The organism is Pseudomonas tolaasii NCPPB 2192 (genome assembly GCF_002813445.1).
Lineage (GTDB): Bacteria > Pseudomonadota > Gammaproteobacteria > Pseudomonadales > Pseudomonadaceae > Aquipseudomonas > Aquipseudomonas tolaasii.
Genome location: NZ_PHHD01000001.1, coordinates 4,499,757 through 4,518,120, shown reverse-complemented (window position 1 = coordinate 4,518,120; position 18,364 = coordinate 4,499,757). Strand labels below are relative to the sequence as shown.

Below are 18,364 nucleotides of genomic sequence, written 5' to 3'. Positions count from 1 at the left end.
GTGCCTTCTTATGCGCACCGATTAATTCTGCAAGCATGCCACGACTTTCAACACAGACGGAAAAGCCAATGACAACCCCTTCCATTCTGGTACTCGGCGCGGGTGAACTGGGCATGGCCGTGCTGCAGGAACTCGCGGCGCAGGCAGCACCGGGCACCATGCGCATTGCCGTGATGCTGCGCCCCGCCCGCCTGCAATCCTCCACCGCTCACAGCTTGCGCGAGCTGGGCATCGACGTGGTGCCCGGCGACCTGCAGCACGACACACAAAGCACCCTCGCCCACCTCTTCGCACCCTTCGCCACCGTGATCTGTTGCACCGGTTTCGCCGCCGGCCCCGACACCCAGCGCAAACTCGCACGCGCCGCCATCGAAGGCGGCGTGCAGCGTTATGTGCCGTGGCAATTTGGTGTGGACTACGACGTCATCGGCCGTGGCAGCCCGCAGGATTCATTCGATGAACAATTGGACGTGCGCGACCTGCTGCGCAGCCAGCAAGGCACGCAGTGGCTGATCATCTCCACGGGGATGTTCACCAGCTTTCTGTTCGAGCCGTCATTCGGCGTGGTGGACCTGGCGCAAAACACCGTGCACGCGTTGGGCAGTTGGGACACCGCCGTCACGGTGACCACGCCTGAAGACATTGGCCGGCTGACGGCGCGCATTGTGCTGGCTCAACCCGCCATCACGAATCAGGTGGTGTTCACCGCCGGCGACACCCTGACCTACGGGCAACTGGCGGATACCGTCGACGAAACCCTCGGCATCACGCTCAAGCGTGAGCCCTGGCCAGTGCCGACCCTGCTGGCGGACCTGGCGGATAACCCGGATGACAACCTGCTGAAATACCGGGCGGTGTTCGCCCAAGGCAACGGCGTGGCCTGGGACCCCGCCATCACCTTCAACGCTCAGCAGCAGATTGCCGTGACCGACGTCAGAAGCTGGATCGCCCGGCACCTCACGGCACCGGTAACCAGCCGCTGAAATCACCTCGGGCGTTCAAGGGGCACCAGGCGAAATCCCACGGGGAAATCGGCAGTGCCCCACGCTCATCAGCGCCGACGCCTTTCCAGTCGAACACCGTCGTGCCTTGCCAGGCCAGGACCACACCACGAGCCTGGCTGTCATCGCTGTTTACCCAAGACGCCGCGGCCGCCGCCATGAAGGCTTCGATGGGCTCGTCATCAATCTGTGTACGGTACGGCGACGCCAATAACCAGCGGCACACATTCAGGTGATAGGTCCAATCGAGTGGCGGCTGGTTGCGATAGGCCCACGTCATAAAGCTGCGAAACAGGTTCAACCCTTCAGGCGGGTCGAGCTTGAGCAACGCCGGGCAGATATCGAACAGGCTGTGCCAGTGGGGCAACAGGCGTGCATCCAGGTGCACGAAACAACGGGAGTTACTCGGGTACTCGGCCGGCACCGGCTCGGTGCGCAGGCGGCGAGAGGCCTTGCTGACCAGGCGACTGACGCCTGCAGGCACTGCATGATTCATGAAACGCACTCACAGTCATGACGATGGAATGCCTCCTGTAAACAGGAAGCTCAGGGGCACACGTCAGAATGCAGGGGATGCGCGGGGGTTGGCCGAGGGCCAGGAATAGCGCGGTGGCGCCTTGTTGCGTTGTTCATGGGCCGGGCGCGGGGTTTGCCCCACACCCAACAACCACGCGAGGCCAATCAGGAAGACGATGGCGAGCGTGACGGCGTTGCACACCGGGCAAGCAAAGTAGTTCGAGATGTTGCTGGAAGACGGGTTAGCCAACCCTTTGTCGGAAAGTGGCAACTGGCCGCCCTCCACGGAACAGAACTGGCCACCGATGCCATTGAGCTGCAACCCCATCATTTCGCCATGCCCCAAACCGCAGACAAACACGTTCATCAGCACGCAGAAGTACAGGGTCCAGGCGATCAGCGAACGGTCGGGAGGGCTCAATTTCATGGCGGCGACTCTACCACCGAAGCCCCGCCGGGATGAAGCACGGTGCGCGCCTGTGGCAGAACGTCGCAGATTACGCGCACCGGCCAGGGTTGGTAGACTTGCCGCCTTCCTCGCTACTCCTTTCAAAGCCTGGTGGGTTGAGCCGCAACCCTGCAGGCGTTTCACAGGATGCACAGTTGATGAGTACGTTATTCACCCGCCGCAAAGTGCTGACCGGCATGGGCCTGTTGGGCCTGGGCAGCCTGCTGGGCGGCTGTGACTACAGCCCCAAGCTGAACTTCAAGTACGGCAAGGACCTCAGTGACAAGATCATGGGCCGCACCTTCAAGCTCAAGAACACCGACGGCGAAACCGTCACCCTGAGCTCGTTCCGTGGCTTGATGCCGGTGGTGTTCTTCGGTTTTACCCAATGCCCGGCAGTGTGCCCCACCACGCTGGCGCGTGCCGCCCAGGCCAAGAAGCTGATGGGCCGCGACGGCGAAATCATGCAAGTGGTGTTCATCACCCTCGACCCCGAGCGCGACACCCCGGAAATTCTCGACAAGTACGTCAAGGCCTTCGACCCAAGCTTCGAAGCCCTGTACGGCACCCCGGAAGAAATCGCCGTGGCCGCCAAGGAATTCGGGATTTTCTATGAAAAAATCCCCGCCGGTGACACCTACACCCTGTCCCACACGGCCACCAGCTTCGTGTTCGACACCCGCGGCAACCTGCGCCTGGGCCTGTCGGCGTCCCTTACCGCTAAAGAGTGCGCAGAAGACCTGCTCACCGTCATGGAGGTCTGCTAATGACTGCCGTTCAACACTTCAAGCGCATCGCCCTCGGCCTGACCCTGCTGGGGCTCGCCGCCCACGCCAGTGCCCAGGTGCAAGTGACCGACGCCTGGGTGCGCGCCTCGGTGCCCGGCCAGCCGTCCAGCGGCGCGTTTATGACCGTCACCGCCGACACCGACAGCAAACTGCTGAGCGTGGCGTCACCGGTGGCCAAGGACGTGCAGATTCATGAAATGAGCATGAAGGACGACGTGATGCGCATGGGCCCGGTGGACTCGGTCGCCCTGCCCGCCGGCAAAGCCGTGACCCTCGACCCGAACGGCTACCACGTCATGCTGATGGGCCTGACCGGCCAGATCAAGGAAGGCGACCAGGTGCCGCTGACCCTGACCGTGGAAAACGCCAAGGGTGAGAAGCAGTCGATTGAAATCAAGGCCCCGGCCCGCGGGCTGGACGGGATGGACCATAGCAAGATGCATTGACGGCTGCAGGCTCACTCATTGTGGCTAGAGGGCTTGTTGTGGCAAGCCCGCTCGCCACAACAAGCCCATCACAGAACACGCAGTGCACTGCCTGAAACCACCGGCACCTCGCGCAGAAAATCAATCAACGCGCGCAACTTGCGGCTCACCCGCCGCCGATCCGGGTAATACAAGGTGTAACCCGGCAATTCCGGGCACCACGCCTCAAACAGGCTGACCAACTCCCCCCGCGCAATAAACGGGTCGATATGCCCGCTGATCATGTAGCCCACGCCCAAACCATCCAGCACGCTTTGCACCAGCGCCGATGAGTCATTGACGATCATCCGGCCGCCCACCGGCAATGCCAGCGTTTCCTGGCCCTTGACCAGATCCCAGCGCTCCACCACGCCACTCGAGGCGCGAAAGCCGATGCAATTGTGTTGCAGCAACTCGGCAGGATGCGCGGGCGTGCCATGCCGCGCCAGATAGCCGGGCGAGGCGATCATGCGCATGCGCAACGGCGGCCCGACCTTGACGGCCACCATGTCCTGCTCGACGAAATCACCAAAGCGGATACCTGCGTCAAAGCCCAGCCGCACGATGTCCACCAAGGCGTTTTCCAGGGTCAGTTCCAGGTCGATTTGCGGGTGGGCGGCCAGAAATGCCGACAGCAGCGGCTGCAACACCGTCAGGTAAGCCGCGCGCGGTACGTTCAGCCTCAGCAACCCGGACGGCAGGCCACTGCTGTCACCGACCTCCAGCGCCGCGGCGGTCAGTGTGTTCACGGCAGGCTGCACTTTGGCGAGAAACCCCACCCCCGCTTCGGTCAGGCTGACACTGCGGGTGGTGCGGTTGAACAGGGCCACACCAAGACGCCGCTCCAGGTTGCGAATCACCTGGCTGACCGCCGACGGCGACACGCCCAGGCGCACCGCGGCGGCCGAGAAACTGGCGTGTTCGGCGACACACACAAAGGTCACCAAGCCGTCGAGCTGATCCTGGCGCATGCCTGACTCCACAGAAAACCCACGGTATAGCACAGCCATTATGAAGATGGGCTTCAAAGCCCATGCATGCCATATGCATAAACTCTGCTATTGACACTTACTATATATTTTCAATCTGCAAACAGACCCGATAGCCTGAATCCGCCGCGCACGTCTCTCAACGACGACGGCTCACAACTCCAAAAATAAATCGGGTATCCCTTGTGAACACATCCCCTCGCGCGCTTAAAAGCCTGCTTCCTCTGGCCGTGGCCTTCGCCCTTTTCACCAGCTTTGGCGCCCGGGCGGCCAATACCGGCGAGCTGCCCTGCACCACCACCGAACAATGCGCCGCCCAGGCGGCGAAAGTCGGCGCCACGCCCGACAGTTCCCAAACCGAACACAAGGCCAAGGGCGACCCGACCCAGACTCAATTCGCCTGGCTGAACCGCATCAACAAAGCCTCGATCGTGATGCTCACCGAAGAAGGCATCGTCAAGCCGGAGATGGGCACCAAAATCGCCGGCGGCGTGCGCTACGCCATCGCCCAGGCCGACCAGCCCGGCGGAACGCGCCCCAGCGACGTGTTGCAGCTGGAAAAAATCATGACCGACAAAATCGGCCCGGAAGCTTCGCTGATCCACTCCGGCCGCAGTCGCCAGGACATGCTCGCCACTTACCGCCTCGCCGCGCTGCGCAGCCAGGTGCTGGCCTACAGCGAAGCGCTGAACGCCACGCGCCTGCGCCTGCTGAACATCGCCGACAAAAACGTCGACACCCTGGTGCCCGCCTACACCAATGGCGTGCAGGCCATGCCGATCAGCTACGCCCATTACCTGCTGGCCTTTGAAGCCGCGTTTGACCGCGACGGCCAGCGCATCCGCGAGCTGTACACGCGCCTGAACAAAAGCCCGATGGGCACCGCCGTACTGGCCAACTCGGCCTACCCGCTGAACCGCGAGCGCCTGGCCGAACTGCTGGGCTTTGATGGCGTGCGTGAGAACTCGCTGGATTCGAGCCAGGTCTCGACTTACGACATCCCGATCGAAGCCGCCAACCTGGCCTCCTCCTCGGCCATTCGCGTGGGCGCGATGATCGGCGACATCCACACCCAATATCACCAGATCCGCCCCTGGCTGCTGCTCGACGAAGAAGCCACCTACACCAGCAGCGCGATGCCGCAAAAGCGCAACCCTGGCTTGCTGATGCGTGCTCGTGAAAGCGCCTCCGACGTGGTCGGCCTGGCCCAGGCCGTGACCCTGCGCGCGCACAACGTCACCACCGGCATGACCGACTACAAGTTCGCCTTCGACTCCCTGGGCGTGTTCCGCTCCACCAAAGAAATGTTCGACGCCACCGACGCGGTGCTCGACGCCTTGCAGATCAACCCGCAGCGCGCGCTGGAAGAACTCGAATCGGAATGGACCACCTCCATGGAGCTGGCCGACACCCTGGAGCGCCAGTACAAAGTGCCGTTCCGCATCGGCCACAGCTTTGCCTCGCTGATCGTCACCGAAGCGCGCAGCAACGGCACCACGCCGAAGACCTTCCCCTACGCAGACGCGCAGAAGCTGTATAGCCAGGCGGCAGACAAGTACAAATGGACGCCGAACACCCTGCCGCTGGATGAGGCGGGTTTCCGTGCCTCGTTGTCGCCAACCATCATGGTGCAGACGCGCAAAGGCACCGGCGGCCCGCAGCCGCAGGAGGTCAAACGCATGCTGGTGGAAGCGCGCAAGACGCTGGAGGCGGATCAGCAGTGGCTCAAGGAACGGCGTGAAAAGCTGCAAAGCGCCGAGGGCAACCTGGACAAGGCGTTCGACAAGCTGGCCAATGCCAAAAACTGAAAAACAATTTAACGGTGGGAACCAGCTTGTGTGGGAGCTGGCTTGCCTGCGATGCCGGTGGTTCAGTCGATATCTTCGGCGGCTGTCACACTGCTATCGCAGGCAAGCCAGCTCCCACAGAGGATCTGTGTTCAATTCAAGTGACCAATTCCCGCCGCAACACCTCACGATCAATCGACCGCTGCCACCCGCAAATCGCCAGGCATGCCACACAATTGCCCAGCACATTGGTCAGCGACCGGCACTTCATCAAGCGCTCAACCCCCAACAACAACCCGACACCCTCAAGCGGCACCCACTGCAGGATGTTCAGCGTCGCAATCAGGGTGAACAGCGCCGAACCGGCCACACTGGTGGAACTCAGCGAGGTAATCAGGCACACCCCCAACACCGCGAGCAACTGCGTCGTGCTCATCTCAACGCCTGCCAAATGGGCGAGAAACATAATGGCCGTGGTCAGATAGAGGTTGGTGCCCGCCAGGTTGAAGGTGTAGCCAGTGGTCAGTACCAGGCGCACTAATTGCCGGTCACAACCCAGCGCCTCAAGTTTATTCACGCAGCCTGGAAGTGCGGCAACGGAAGAGCCGGTGAAGGTCACCAATAACAGCTCTTCTTTTAAATAAACAATAAGCCGGGACAACTTCACCCCTGACCATCGCGTGATAACTGCCAAGACCATCACCACAAATAAACCACTGACCAGGTAAATAACCAGTACAAACTTCAACAAGGGCAGTACAGAACTAACCCCGTATTTACCGACCACAAATGCCATCGCGCCAAACGCGGCCAAGGGCGCAAACTTCAAGATAATCCGCAACAGGTAAAAAGACCCTTGAACCCCTGCCTCCAGCCAGCTCAGACAGCGATTGCCCAACCGGCTCCCACGCCCCAGCAGCACGCCGCAAACCACCGCGACACACATCACCTGCAACACCAGGCTTTGGGCAAATACGTGATAAAGCGTCGAAGAGGCCGACAACAGCGACAATTCGTGCAGGAAACCTTCAGCCGGTAACGGCGGTGCAGGCAACGCGCTGTGCTCCAGGTTGAATAACCAGCCGGTCGCCATGCCCACTACCAGCGCCGCGCAGGACATCAGTTGAAAATAAAGGATAATGCGCCGCACCACATGCCGGTGATGGGGCTCTCGCTTGATACCGGCAACGCCGGTGGCCACCAGCACAAACAGCAGGAACGGCATTAATAAACCGACCAACTTTATAAACCCGTCGCTGAGCAGTTTCATCTCGATGGCCAGGTCCGGAGATGCCAAACCCAATGCCATGCCAAGTGCAATGGCAATCAAGATGGGCAGGGTTCCATGCTTGGCGAGTCGGCTCGGCATCGCTACTCCAGCGCGTTTTTATTTATTGTTATTGTCGTGATTCACGGCTTTGGGCATATTGACCGCCTGGCCGCCGCAGGCCGCAAATAATAAAGTCTTGTCACGGGATATACCACCATGGAACTTCGCCATTTACGCTATTTCATCATGGTGGCGGAAGAACGACATTTCACCCGTGCCGCCGCGCGCCTGAACATGCAACAACCGCCCCTGAGCCAACAGATTCGCGCCCTGGAAACCGAGCTGGGCTTTGACCTGTTCAAGCGTCACCCCAAGGGCGTGGACCTCACCGCCGGCGGCCTGGTGTTTCTCGAGGAAGCCCGAATCATCCTGGCCCGCGTCGAACAAGGCTCGCTCAAAGCCTCCCGCGCCGCCCAGGGTATCGAGGGCACGCTGGTCGTAGCCTTCACCAGCTCCGCCGCCGCCCACCCGTTGATCCCGCGCATCATCCGCGCCTACCGCGAACGCTTCCCGGGCGTTGAACTGTCGATCAATGAAGGCAGCGCCCGCGAAGTCACTGAAGATGCCATTGAAAAGCGCATCGACATCGGCATTCTGCGCGCCCCCGTCAGCACCCATCAAAGCCTGACCTTCCACCGCCTGCTCAACGAAGAAATGCTGCTGGCACTGCCCACCGGCCATCCGCTGCTTAACGGCGCCGCCGTTCCACTGGCCGCCCTCAAGGACGAACGCTTCATCCTCGTGCGCCGCCCCGGCGCGCCAGGCATGTACGCCAACCTGATCAAAGCGTGCCAGAACGCCGGCTTCGAGCCGAAAATCGCGTTTGAAGTGGAGCGCATGCTGACCAACGTCAGCCTGGTCGCCGCCGGGGAAGGCATCTCGGTGGTGCCCGCGTCGATGCGCGACGTACACCGTGAAAGCGTGGTGTATTGCCGAATCAAGGACGCCCGGCCCAGACTGCTCGCACCGATCACCCTGGTGCGGCGCACGTTCAACCCATCGGCGCCGTTGCAAAACTTCATTGCGCTGGCGCGGGAGCTGGGTGGGGTGTATCGCAAGGGGTGACCCGCTGTCCCGCCCAAATGGACCGGACAGCTGTCTTCTGTGGGAGCTGTCGAGCTATGGCGGTGGGTCAGGTGGCATCCTTTTCAACAGTGACGCCGCCTTCGCAGGCAAGCCAGCTCCCACAGGGGCCGGGGCGCTCATGCGTTTTCATTACCCTCGCGGGTAAATGAATAACGGTCGATATCCGTACGCAGCTTCCAGCCTTGGCCTTGCCAATAGCTGGCCGCGGTGGTGTTGGTTTTGAACACGTCGAGATGGCATTTGTGGATGCCCAGCCGCTCCAGCGCAGTGAGGCAACGCTTGACCAGCGCCTGGGCAATGCCTTGCCGGCGATAGTCCGGCAGCACCAGAACATGCTGCAAATACCCCCGCCGCCCATCATGGCCGCACATCACGCAGGCGATCAACCGGCCTTCGGCCTCGGCGACGAAACTCAGGTCAGGATTACGCACCAGATAGCGCTCGGTGGCTTCGCGCGAATCGGCGTCGCGCAGGGAAATGCCGGGGGTGCTGTGCATCAGGGCAATTACGGCGTCGTAGTCGGCGGGGGTCATGACCCGGATCGTCGGCATGGTGAACGTCCAAATGTGGGAGCGGGCTTGCCCGCGATGGCGGTGGGTCAGATAAGACTCCATCGGCTGTGAAATGGCAATCGCAGGCAAGCCAGCTCCCACAGGCTTTGCATCCGATATTTATGCTCAAGTCCCAGCTTAATAATATTTTATTAAAAACCGCCCTCCCCCTAGCCTTGACGTCATGCCTGAGCTGAATCCAACTGCATTACGCAAGGACTGAGACATGACTGAAGCCATAACAAAAACAGACACGCTGGTGGTCGGCGCCGGCCAGGCCGGGGTGGCCATGAGCGAGCACCTGAGCAAGCAAGGCGTGCCGCATCTGGTGCTGGAGCGCAGCCGTATTGCCGAGCGCTGGCGCACCGGGCGCTGGGACTCGCTGGTCGCCAACGGCCCGGCCTGGCATGACCGTTTCCCCGGCCTGGAATTCGATGACGTCGCCGCCGATGGCTTCGCGCCCAAAGAACGCGTCGCCGATTACTTCGAAGCCTACGCACGCAAGTTCAACGCCCCCATCCGCACCGGCGTGGACGTGACCTCCGTGGTGCGCAACGTCGGCCGCCCAGGCTTTACCGTGCACACCAGCGAAGGCGTGATCGAAGCCAACCGCGTGGTCGCCGCCACCGGGCCGTTCCAGAAACCGGTCATTCCGGCCATCGCCCCAAAAGACACCGCACTGCATCAACTCCACTCCGCCGACTACCGCAACCCGGCGCAACTGCCCGCCGGTGCCGTGCTGGTGGTGGGCGCCGGGTCTTCCGGCGTGCAAATTGCCGATGAACTGCAGCGTTCCGGGCGCCAGGTGTATTTGTCGGTCGGCGCCCACGACCGCCCGCCCCGCGCCTACCGCAACCGTGATTTCTGCTGGTGGCTGGGCGTGCTGGGCGAATGGGACCAGGCCGCGATGAAACCCGGTCGCGAACACGTGACCATCGCCGTCAGCGGCGCCCACGGCGGCAAGACCATCGACTTCCGTGAACTGGCCCAGCAAGGCATGACCCTGGTCGGCCTCACCCAGGCCTTCAACGGCACCACCGCCACCTTCCAGGCCAACCTGGTGGACAACCTGGCGCGCGGCGACGAGAACTACCTGGCCCTGCTGGACGCCGCCGACGCTTACATCGAGCGCAACGGCCTCGACCTGCCGCTCGAGCCCGAAGCCCGCCGCGTATTCCCTGACGCCGAGTGCATCAAGAACCCGATCCTGGAACTGGACCTCACAGCGACCGGCATCACCTCGATCATCTGGGCCACCGGCTTCTCTGTGGACTACAGCTGGCTCAAGGTCGACGCCTTCGACGCCGCCGGCAAGCCGCAGCACCAGCGCGGCGTGGCCAGCGAAGCGGGCATCTACTTCCTCGGCTTGCCATGGCAGTCGCGCCGGGGCTCGTCGTTTATCTGGGGCGTGTGGCACGACGCCAAATACGTGGCCGACCACATCGCCATCCAGCGCCAATACCTGGAATACCGTGAGCCCGCACCGGTTGCTCACTCGTCGCCTGTCATCGCCTGATCACTTATTGCCTGGAGCCTTTTTGATGCCTACCCACACTCGCATCCGCATGTTCAACACCAAGGAAACCTACCCCAACCAGAGCCTGGACAACGACCTGTGCCAGGCCGTGCGCGCCGGCAACACCGTGTATGTGCGCGGCCAGGTGGGGACTGATTTCGAGGGCAACCTGATTGGCCTAGGCGACCCACGCGCCCAGGCCGAGCAGGCGATGAAAAACGTCAAGCAACTGCTGGAAGAAGCCGGCTCCGACCTGAGCCACATCGTCAAAACCACCACCTACCTGATCGACCCGCGCTACCGCGAGCCGGTGTACCAGGAAGTCGGCAAGTGGCTCAAAGGCGTGTTCCCGATTTCCACCGGGCTGGTGGTGTCGGCGCTGGGCCAGCCACAATGGCTGATGGAAATTGACGTGATCGCCGTCATTCCCGAATAAGGAGCGCCACCATGACCTTTTCCATCGTCGCCCGTTGCGCCGAGACCGGCCAACTGGGCATCGCCATCAGCTCGTCGAGCATTGCCGTGGGCGCCCGCTGCCCCTGGCTGCGCCCCGGCGTGGGCGCGGTGTCGACCCAGAACATCACCCTGCCCGCCCTGGGCCCCGAGGTACTGGATTGGCTGGAACAAGGCCTGGCGCCGGCCGAGGCCGTCGACAAGGCCCTGACGAGCAATGGCTACAGCCAGTACCGGCAGCTCACGGCGATTGATCACCTGGGCCGCAGCGTGCATTTCAGCGGCAGCGAAACCCTCGGCACCCACAATGCGGTGTCGGGCGAGCAATGCGTGGCGGCGGGCAATATGCTCGCCGACCGCGCGGTGATCGAGGCGATGGTAGAGGCTTTCGAACAAGGCGAAGGCCAACTGGCCGACCGCCTTCTGGCCGCGATGCACGCCGCCATCGCCGCCGGTGGCGAAGCCGGCCCGGTGCACTCCGCCGCCTTGACGGTGGTGGGCGAGCTGACCTGGCCGATCATCAACCTGCGCGTGGATTGGGCCGATGAGCAGCCCATCGCCGAGCTGCAAAAACTCTGGGACGCCTACCGCCCGCAGGTGCAGGACTACATCGACCGCGCCCTCGCCCCCGACCGCTCCCCCGGCTACGGCGTGGCCGGAGACGACCGATGAGCACCAGCCGCGACCTGCTGCAAACGCTGGTGGGGTTTGACACCACCAGCCGCGAATCCAACCTGCAATTGATCGAATTCGTGCGCGAGTACCTGGCCGGTTTCGGTGTGAACAGCGAGCTGATCTACAACGACGAGCGCAGCAAGGCCAACCTGTTTGCCAGCATCGGCCCGGTGGACGTGCCGGGCATTGCCCTGTCGGGCCATACCGACGTGGTGCCGGTGGACGGCCAGCCGTGGACGCTGCCGCCGTTCGCGCTGACCGAGCGCGACGGCAAGCTGTTCGGGCGCGGCACGGCGGACATGAAAGGCTACATCGCCTGCGTGCTGGCGCTGGTGCCGGCGTTGGTCAAGGCTACCTTGCGCATGCCCGTGCACATTGCGCTGTCGTATGACGAAGAAGTGGGCTGCCTCGGCGTGCGCTCACTGCTGGCGGTGCTGGAACAACGGCCAGTCAAACCGATGCTGTGCATCATCGGCGAGCCCACTGAACTCAAGCCGGTGCTGGGCCACAAGGGCAAACTGGCGATGCGTTGCGACGTGCATGGCGAGGCGTGCCATTCGGCCTATGCGCCGTACGGCGTGAACGCCATCGAACACGCCGCCGACCTGATCGGTGAACTGGGCCGCATTGGCCAGCGCCTGCGCGAGACGCAGGACCCGAGATTTGATCCGCCGTTCAGTACGGTGCAGACCGGTGTGATCAGTGGCGGTAAAGCATTGAATATCGTGCCGGCGGATTGCCGGTTTGATTTTGAGGTGCGCGCGTTGCCATCGCAGGACCCGGCTGAAGTGGCCTCGGAGTTGGCGGCGTATGCCGAGCAACAGGTGCTGCCGCGTATGCAGGCTGTGAGCGCACAGAGTGCGATCACATTTACCGAGTTGTCAGCCTATCCCGGCTTGGTCACGGATGAACGCAGCCAGGCGGCCGAGTTGATCGCCGCGTTTTCCGGCTCGCGGGCGTTTGGCACCGTGGCGTTTGGGACCGAGGGCGGGTTGTTTGATGCGGTGGGCATTCCCACCGTGGTCTGCGGGCCAGGGAGCATGGACCAGGGGCACAAGCCGGATGAGTTTGTGAGTGTTGAACAGCTGGATGGCTGCGATCAAATGCTGCAGCGCATGCTCGACTCGATCAGCACCTGATTCGTTCAAACACCACACATCCTCTGTGGGAGCTGGCTTGCCTGCGATGGCATCAACTGGGTATACCTGATACACCGAGGTGTCTGTATCGCAGGCAAGCCAGCTCCCACATTTTGGCTGTGTGTTTAGCCGAGGAGCCTGGCGAGTTCTTCGCGGCAGTAGTCCACAAACAACTGCACCGGTTTGGTCAGCGGCGCGCGCCGCAGCCAGACGGCAGACAAACCTGAACCGGTGACGGTCTCCGCCAACGGCACACACACCACCTTCTGCCCATCATAGGTGTACTCGGTAAACGGCTTGGTCACCAAAATCGAAAACCCGAACCCGCGCCCCACCATCCCGCGCACCATTTCGATGGACGGTGAGCTGAACACAATATTCGGCGTCAGCCCGCGCTCTTCAAAGATGCTCACGAAGTACGTCCGGCTCGGCAGCACATCCAGCAAAATCATAGGCTCCAGCACCAGATCCGCCAGCGACACCTTGGCCTGCTGCGCAAACCGGTGATCCGCCGGCAACAGCGCATACGGCTGCTGCGGCGGCATCAGCGGGCTGGTTTCGATGGTGCCGCCCAGGTCGTGCTCAAACAGCATCGCCACATCAATGCTGCCCGCCGTCAGCGCCTGCACCAGTTCCTGCTGTTCGCCATCACGAATACGGATTTCCACCCCCGGCCACAGCGCCTTGAACCCCGCGATCAAGCGCGGCAGATACAACGGCGCCACCGTCTCAAAGCAGCCGATATCGATCTGCCCCGCCACCACGTCATTGTCCGCCAGGGCGTTTTGCTCGAACTCATGGGCCACCCGCAGCAGCTCCAGCGCCTTGCGATAAAACCGCGCGCCGCTGGGCGTAAGTGAAACCCCTTGGGCGTGATGGCGGATAAACAGCTGCACGCCAAAGCTGTCTTCCAGCTGCTTGATGGCGGTCGACACCGACGGCTGCGCGATGTACAGCTTGCGCGAGGCCTCGGCGACGCTGCCGCATTCGGCCGTGGTGACAAAATATCTGAGCTGGCGCAGGTTATAAGCAGCCATCGGGACCTCCAGAAACGTGGGATTTCGCCCCAAACATGTGCGTGAAAAACCGTTTTTTCACGTTGATTCAAGACCATGCAACATACCGGAGCAATAAATCCTTCGAGCTATATTTTTTAAGGTCTATAGCAACAAACTTACTAATTTACCTCCCTGCGCCCATTGCAGATGATCACTCCAACAACAAAGCGCCCGCCCGTGCGGCGCACAGCGAAGTACGTCAACGTACTCACCTTGCCTTGGAGCTCGTCATGGTTACCACTGCAACACCCTCCGCCCCGCTGATTGAAAAACACACGATCGGCTACGTGCCCCCCGAAGACCGCCATGGAAAGGTAAGAGACCTGTTCACCCTGTGGTTCGGCGGCAACATCGCGCCGTTGCCCATCGTGACCGGCGCGCTGGGCGTGCAACTGTTTCACCTCAACCTGCTGTGGGGCATCGTCGCCATCCTCGTCGGCCACCTGGTCGGCGGCGTGCTGATGGCGCTGCACTCGGCCCAGGGCCCGCAAATGGGCATCCCGCAAATGATCCAGAGCCGCGCCCAGTTCGGCTCCCTCGGCGCCCTGCTGGTGGTGGTGATCGCCGGCGTGATGTACATCGGCTTCTTCGCCTCCAACATCGTACTGGCGGGCAAATCCCTGCACGGCGTGGTCGACAGCGTGCCCGTACCGGTCGGCATCGTCATCGGTGCCATCGGGTCCGGCATCATCGGCATCATCGGCTACCGCTTCATCCACGTGCTCAACCGCATCGGCACCTGGGTGCTCGGCGCCGGCATCGTGCTGGGCTTCGGCTACATCTTTACCCACGTACAAACCACCGACTTCCTGACCCGCGGCGAATTCAACATCTCCGGCTGGCTGGCGACAGTTTCACTCGCGGCGCTTTGGCAGATCGCCTTCGCCCCCTACGTGTCCGACTACTCCCGCTACCTGCCCGCCGACGTACCGGTTGCGTCCACCTTCTGGACCACCTACCTCGGCTCGGCGCTGGGCTCCAGCCTGGCCTTCATCTTCGGCGCCGTGGCCGTGCTCGCCACCCCGGTCGGCATGGACACCATGGACGCCGTCAAGCTCGCCACCGGCGCCATCGGCCCGCTGATGCTCGTATTGTTCCTGCTCAGCGTGATCAGCCACAACGCCCTCAACCTCTACGGCGCCGTGCTCTCGATCATCACCCTGATCCAGACCTTCGCCTACCGCTGGATCCCCACCGCCAAAAGCCGCGCGGTGATCTCCACCCTGGTGTTGGCAGCCTGCGCGATTGCCGCCGTGTTCGCCTCCAAAGACTTCATCGGCCACTTCGTCGACATGGTGCTGGTGCTGCTGGTGGTCCTGGTGCCGTGGACGGCGATCAACCTGATCGACTTCTACGCGATTCACAAGGGCAAGTACGACATCGCCTCGATCTTCCGCGTGGACGGCGGCATCTACGGCAAATACAACCCGCAGGCCCTGCTGGCGTATGCGGTGGGGATTGTGGTGCAGATTCCGTTTATGAACACGCCGCTGTATGTGGGGCCGATTTCGGAACACATTAACGGGGCGGACCTGTCCTGGGTGGTGGGCCTGGTGGTGACGTCGCCGCTGTATTTTTGGTTGGCGAGTCGGGACAGTGCTTATAAACGCAGGATGGAAGGCGGGAAGTTGGTGGGTGGGGTTTGAGGTAACTGCCTGCAGTTAGTGATGGGGGAAACCATCCATGCCTTGGCTTTGCGGCCGGGGTATTGGTGGTTTTTTCGTTTTGGGTGAGAGGCAGTACAAACGCTCGTGTGTGATGAGTCGGCCGCTTTCGGCCAAAAACAGGCCTTCACAACCGTGGGCAGAACCGGTATCAGTGGTCAGGCAGTGTCGTAAAACCCTTAACCCCTAAAGGCTCACATGATGACTCAGGCTCCCGTCGCACTGGTTACCGGCTCGACTTCGGGCATCGGCGTGGCCATTGCCCGCCGGCTTGCCAGTGAAGGCTATTCAATCGTATTGCATTCACGTAATTCGGCAGAGGCCGGACAGCGCCTGGCGCTCGAACTCGGGTCGGCCATTTATGTGCAAGCTGATTTGGCTATTGATGAAGACAGAACACGCCTGATCCGCGAAGCCACAGGGGCCTGGGGGCGGTTGGATGTTCTGGTGAATAACGCCGGCATCAGCCGTGTTATTGCACACGAAGACTTGGCGGCTGCGACGCCCGATGTGTGGCATGAACTCTATGAAGTGAACGTCATTGCGCCCTTTCGTTTGATCGCCGAAGCGCAAGCCGCATTGCGCGATTCGGCACGCTCCGGCCGACCCGGCTGCGTCGTCAACATCAGCTCACATGCGGGTGTTCGCCCGAAAGGCGCATCGATCCCCTATTCCGCGACGAAGGCGGCCTTGAATCATATGACACGGCTACTCGCCGTTTCACTTGCGCCCGACATCCGAGTCAATGCCGTCGCCCCCGGGCTGGTTGATACACCGCTTACCGCAGAGTGGACTCAGGCGCAGCAACTGTGGAAAGAGCGTGCGCCGATGCGCCGGGCAGCCAGCCCGGAAGACATTGCCCAAGCCGTTGCGCTGTTGGTTGCGTCGGACTATCTCACTGGTGAAATTCTGTTGTCCGATGGTGGGTTGAATCTTACGTAACCGGGATGCCCGACCTTCCCGAAATGCCAAGCCCTTACGGTCTTTTGCTCACTCATGCCGCTATGGAAGCATTTCAAAGAGCGCTGACTCACGTCTTCACGCCCCTTGCCGACACACTGGCGATGACTGGAAGTCTGATAGACCTACACGGGCAACCGCTGGCTGCTTGACAGGGAACCTGCTCCTTCCACAACCGGCTTTACGCCGTCATCTTTCACACCAAGACTCGTTTGTACCCACTGTGCCGTATAGACGCTCATCGTTTTGACGCTAGGAGTAAATCTATGAAATGGAACCACCTGCTCATCCCTTTCGCCGCGCTGGTTACTTGCACCAGCAGCTTCGCTGTCACGCCTGCACTGCAAACATTTCTCGCCTGTGACGAAAACTCTTTCGCCGTGGTCAATCAGCCAGGTCTGAAGGAGCGCATTCCCAGTGCGCTGGACAAGGGGAAGATTACCTTGAGTGGCGGAACCAAAACCGATATGGGGCAGCGCTGGATGTTTGACACGCCAGTGACCCTCGACGGCGTTGCGTTGACCGGCTTTTTTGCCGAAGACCAGGACCTGATGGGCTCGCGCATCATTGGCTGGGGGTTCTATACACAGCAGGCACCCGATGAGCTTTACACAGCGTTGAACAAAATACCGGGCAGCAACCTGGAAAGCGCCAACGGGATTTACGCCCGCGCGCAAATCTGGTCGCACAAGCAGTCTGCCTGGGTGCCGGAAAACGGCGATGACAATGCAGGCAAATTGGTGACCGATACGGCAGAACGGGTATTGCTGGTAGAACCGGCTTCCCAAGAAGTGGCCAAGACGAGCAAAGGCATGATCACCTGCTCGGTTCAAGGCACGGTCAGCGCGGCGATGCTCAAGACCACCCGGCCCGACTTGATCAAGTGACCCGGTCAGTATGATTTCAGGCCTGCAGGCGCGAGCGCATACTCGCGCCTGCGGGTTGAACGCCCTCCTACATCCGATGATGCTCCACCAAAAAATCCACAAACAACCGCACCCGCGCCGGCATTGTGGGGCCACCCACAAACACCGCATGAATCGGCTCCCGGTCGCCGGGGTTGCAGGCTTGCAACAGCGGTATCAGCTCGCCCCGCCGCAAGTCCTCGCTGACGGTGAACTCGCCGATACGCGCTATCCCGGCGCCCAATCGCGCCAGCTGGGCCAGCGCTTCACCACTGCTGCATTCGATGTTGCCGCTGACCTTGAGGGAAAACTCTTCACCGTCGCGCGCAAACGGCCAGTTGGGTTCGGCGCGCCGGAAGTTGAAGCGAAGGCAGTTGTGCCGCAGCAGGTCTTCGGGTTCCTGCGGGGTGCCATGGCGCTGCAGGTACTCGGGCGATGCCACCACCACTTGGCCGGTGTCGCCGATTCTGCGCGCGGTCAGCGGGCTGTCGGGCAGGTAGCCAAAACGTATCGCCACGTCAGCCTGGCCGCTGAGGATGTCGACCACTTCGTCGCCCAGGGTGAGGTCGACGACGATGTTCGGGTAGCGCTCGCTGAAGGCCGCCACCAACGGCACGATGGACATGCGCCCATGGCCAAGGGCAGCGCTGACCCGCAATCGCCCCCGGGGTACGCCCTGGTCGGCGATGGCCTCTTCGACTTCATCCATGTCGGCCAAAATGCGCCGCGCGCCGCGCAAAAACGCTTCGCCCTCGGCGGTGAAGGTGATCGCCCGCGTGGTGCGCAACAGCAGCCGGGTGCCAAGGCGCTGCTCAGCACGCGCGATGATTCGACTGACCGCCGAGGGCGTGAGCCCCAACGCACGCGCGGCCGCCGACAGGCTGCCTTCCTGCGCCACGGTGGCGAACACAAACATTTCACCTGATCGACCGTTGAAGTCCACTTGTGCCCCTTACGCAAAGGTGATTGCCAAAAACACTGTCTACCGCCCTAAAAGGCCAGATCGTAGCATTGGCGGCATAGATAAGGAGCCT

At 61.8% G+C, this 18,364-nt stretch carries 19 protein-coding genes; 12 read left to right on the top strand and 7 right to left on the bottom strand.

Annotation, left to right across the window (positions count from 1 at the left end; genetic code table 11):
• Nucleotides 1–68: 68 nt before the first annotated feature.
• Entirely contained in the window at nucleotides 69–983 is a 915-nt protein-coding gene (locus ATI14_RS21000; RefSeq protein WP_016969074.1) for an aromatic alcohol reductase, read from the top strand.
• Here ATI14_RS21000 and ATI14_RS20995 read toward each other — a convergent pair.
• Nucleotides 958–1,497: a putative natural product biosynthesis protein gene (locus tag ATI14_RS20995; protein WP_016969075.1), complete on the bottom strand. Its 540-nt coding sequence runs from the start codon at nucleotides 1,495–1,497 to the stop codon at nucleotides 958–960. The two genes, ATI14_RS21000 and ATI14_RS20995, sit on opposite strands and share 26 nt — an antisense overlap.
• A 63-nt stretch (nucleotides 1,498–1,560) precedes the next feature.
• Nucleotides 1,561–1,944: a DUF2946 domain-containing protein gene (locus tag ATI14_RS20990; RefSeq protein ID WP_016969076.1), complete on the bottom strand. Its 384-nt coding sequence runs from the start codon at nucleotides 1,942–1,944 to the stop codon at nucleotides 1,561–1,563.
• Nucleotides 1,945–2,123: 179 nt separating this feature from the next.
• Between ATI14_RS20990 and ATI14_RS20985 the strand changes: the two genes are divergently transcribed.
• Nucleotides 2,124–2,732, top strand: coding sequence for an SCO family protein (locus tag ATI14_RS20985; protein WP_016969077.1), 609 nt, complete (start codon nucleotides 2,124–2,126; stop codon nucleotides 2,730–2,732).
• Nucleotides 2,732–3,199 (top strand): copper chaperone PCu(A)C, encoded by a 468-nt coding sequence (locus tag ATI14_RS20980; protein WP_016969078.1) that lies wholly within the window; start codon nucleotides 2,732–2,734, stop codon nucleotides 3,197–3,199. The genes ATI14_RS20985 and ATI14_RS20980 overlap by 1 nt, the downstream gene beginning before the upstream one ends.
• 68 nt (nucleotides 3,200–3,267) lie before the next feature.
• Here ATI14_RS20980 and ATI14_RS20975 read toward each other — a convergent pair whose 3' ends face one another.
• Nucleotides 3,268–4,188 carry a LysR family transcriptional regulator gene (locus ATI14_RS20975; RefSeq protein ID WP_016969079.1) on the bottom strand — a complete coding sequence of 307 codons (921 nt, stop codon included), beginning with the start codon at nucleotides 4,186–4,188 and terminating at the stop codon, nucleotides 3,268–3,270.
• 203 nt (nucleotides 4,189–4,391) lie between these two features.
• Here ATI14_RS20975 and ATI14_RS20970 point away from each other — a divergent pair, with 203 nt between their 5' ends.
• On the top strand, nucleotides 4,392–6,014 hold the full coding sequence (locus ATI14_RS20970; protein WP_020372570.1) for an argininosuccinate lyase: 1,623 nt from the start codon (nucleotides 4,392–4,394) through the stop codon (nucleotides 6,012–6,014).
• A gap of 136 nt (nucleotides 6,015–6,150) precedes the next feature.
• Here ATI14_RS20970 and ATI14_RS20965 read toward each other — a convergent pair whose 3' ends face one another.
• On the bottom strand, nucleotides 6,151–7,362 hold the full coding sequence (locus tag ATI14_RS20965; protein ID WP_016969081.1) for a cation:dicarboxylate symporter family transporter: 1,212 nt from the start codon (nucleotides 7,360–7,362) through the stop codon (nucleotides 6,151–6,153).
• Nucleotides 7,363–7,479: 117 nt separating this feature from the next.
• Here ATI14_RS20965 and ATI14_RS20960 point away from each other — a divergent pair, with 117 nt between their 5' ends.
• Nucleotides 7,480–8,388, top strand: coding sequence for a LysR family transcriptional regulator (locus ATI14_RS20960; RefSeq protein ID WP_016969082.1), 909 nt, complete (start codon nucleotides 7,480–7,482; stop codon nucleotides 8,386–8,388).
• A gap of 137 nt (nucleotides 8,389–8,525) precedes the next feature.
• Here ATI14_RS20960 and ATI14_RS20955 read toward each other — a convergent pair whose 3' ends face one another.
• Nucleotides 8,526–8,960: a GNAT family N-acetyltransferase gene (locus ATI14_RS20955; RefSeq protein ID WP_016969083.1), complete on the bottom strand. Its 435-nt coding sequence runs from the start codon at nucleotides 8,958–8,960 to the stop codon at nucleotides 8,526–8,528.
• Between the two features lie 226 nt (nucleotides 8,961–9,186).
• Here ATI14_RS20955 and ATI14_RS20950 point away from each other — a divergent pair, with 226 nt between their 5' ends.
• Genes ATI14_RS20950 through argE form a run of 4 tightly spaced genes read left to right on the top strand, consistent with a single transcriptional unit; the run spans nucleotide 9,187 to nucleotide 12,743 of the window.
• Nucleotides 9,187–10,476: a flavin-containing monooxygenase gene (locus ATI14_RS20950; RefSeq protein ID WP_016969084.1), complete on the top strand. Its 1,290-nt coding sequence runs from the start codon at nucleotides 9,187–9,189 to the stop codon at nucleotides 10,474–10,476.
• A 25-nt stretch (nucleotides 10,477–10,501) separates the two neighbouring features.
• A complete protein-coding gene (locus ATI14_RS20945; protein WP_016969085.1) occupies nucleotides 10,502–10,912 on the top strand; it encodes a RidA family protein in 411 nt (136 codons plus the stop codon).
• Nucleotides 10,913–10,923: 11 nt separating this feature from the next.
• Nucleotides 10,924–11,601: a DUF1028 domain-containing protein gene (locus ATI14_RS20940; protein ID WP_016969086.1), complete on the top strand. Its 678-nt coding sequence runs from the start codon at nucleotides 10,924–10,926 to the stop codon at nucleotides 11,599–11,601.
• Nucleotides 11,598–12,743 (top strand): acetylornithine deacetylase, encoded by a 1,146-nt coding sequence (gene argE / locus ATI14_RS20935; protein ID WP_080520100.1) that lies wholly within the window; start codon nucleotides 11,598–11,600, stop codon nucleotides 12,741–12,743. The genes ATI14_RS20940 and argE overlap by 4 nt, the downstream gene beginning before the upstream one ends.
• Before the next feature lie 125 nt (nucleotides 12,744–12,868).
• On the opposite strand, the gene ATI14_RS20930 is transcribed toward argE, so the two are convergent.
• Nucleotides 12,869–13,780, bottom strand: a complete 912-nt coding sequence (locus ATI14_RS20930) for a LysR substrate-binding domain-containing protein (RefSeq protein ID WP_016969088.1) — start codon at nucleotides 13,778–13,780, stop codon at nucleotides 12,869–12,871.
• A gap of 251 nt (nucleotides 13,781–14,031) precedes the next feature.
• On the opposite strand from ATI14_RS20930, the gene ATI14_RS20925 reads away from it, so the two are divergent.
• From ATI14_RS20925 to ATI14_RS20915, 3 genes are all read left to right on the top strand, one after another.
• Nucleotides 14,032–15,447 carry a purine-cytosine permease family protein gene (locus ATI14_RS20925; protein ID WP_016969089.1) on the top strand — a complete coding sequence of 472 codons (1,416 nt, stop codon included), beginning with the start codon at nucleotides 14,032–14,034 and terminating at the stop codon, nucleotides 15,445–15,447.
• Nucleotides 15,448–15,666: 219 nt separating this feature from the next.
• Nucleotides 15,667–16,407: an SDR family NAD(P)-dependent oxidoreductase gene (locus ATI14_RS20920; protein WP_016969090.1), complete on the top strand. Its 741-nt coding sequence runs from the start codon at nucleotides 15,667–15,669 to the stop codon at nucleotides 16,405–16,407.
• Nucleotides 16,408–16,691: 284 nt separating this feature from the next.
• Complete coding sequence (locus ATI14_RS20915; protein ID WP_016969091.1) at nucleotides 16,692–17,312, top strand: hypothetical protein; 621 nt, start codon at nucleotides 16,692–16,694, stop codon at nucleotides 17,310–17,312.
• Nucleotides 17,313–17,379: 67 nt separating this feature from the next.
• Here ATI14_RS20915 and ATI14_RS20910 read toward each other — a convergent pair whose 3' ends face one another.
• Nucleotides 17,380–18,273 carry a LysR family transcriptional regulator gene (locus tag ATI14_RS20910; RefSeq protein WP_177006185.1) on the bottom strand — a complete coding sequence of 298 codons (894 nt, stop codon included), beginning with the start codon at nucleotides 18,271–18,273 and terminating at the stop codon, nucleotides 17,380–17,382.
• Nucleotides 18,274–18,364: the final 91 nt, after the last annotated feature.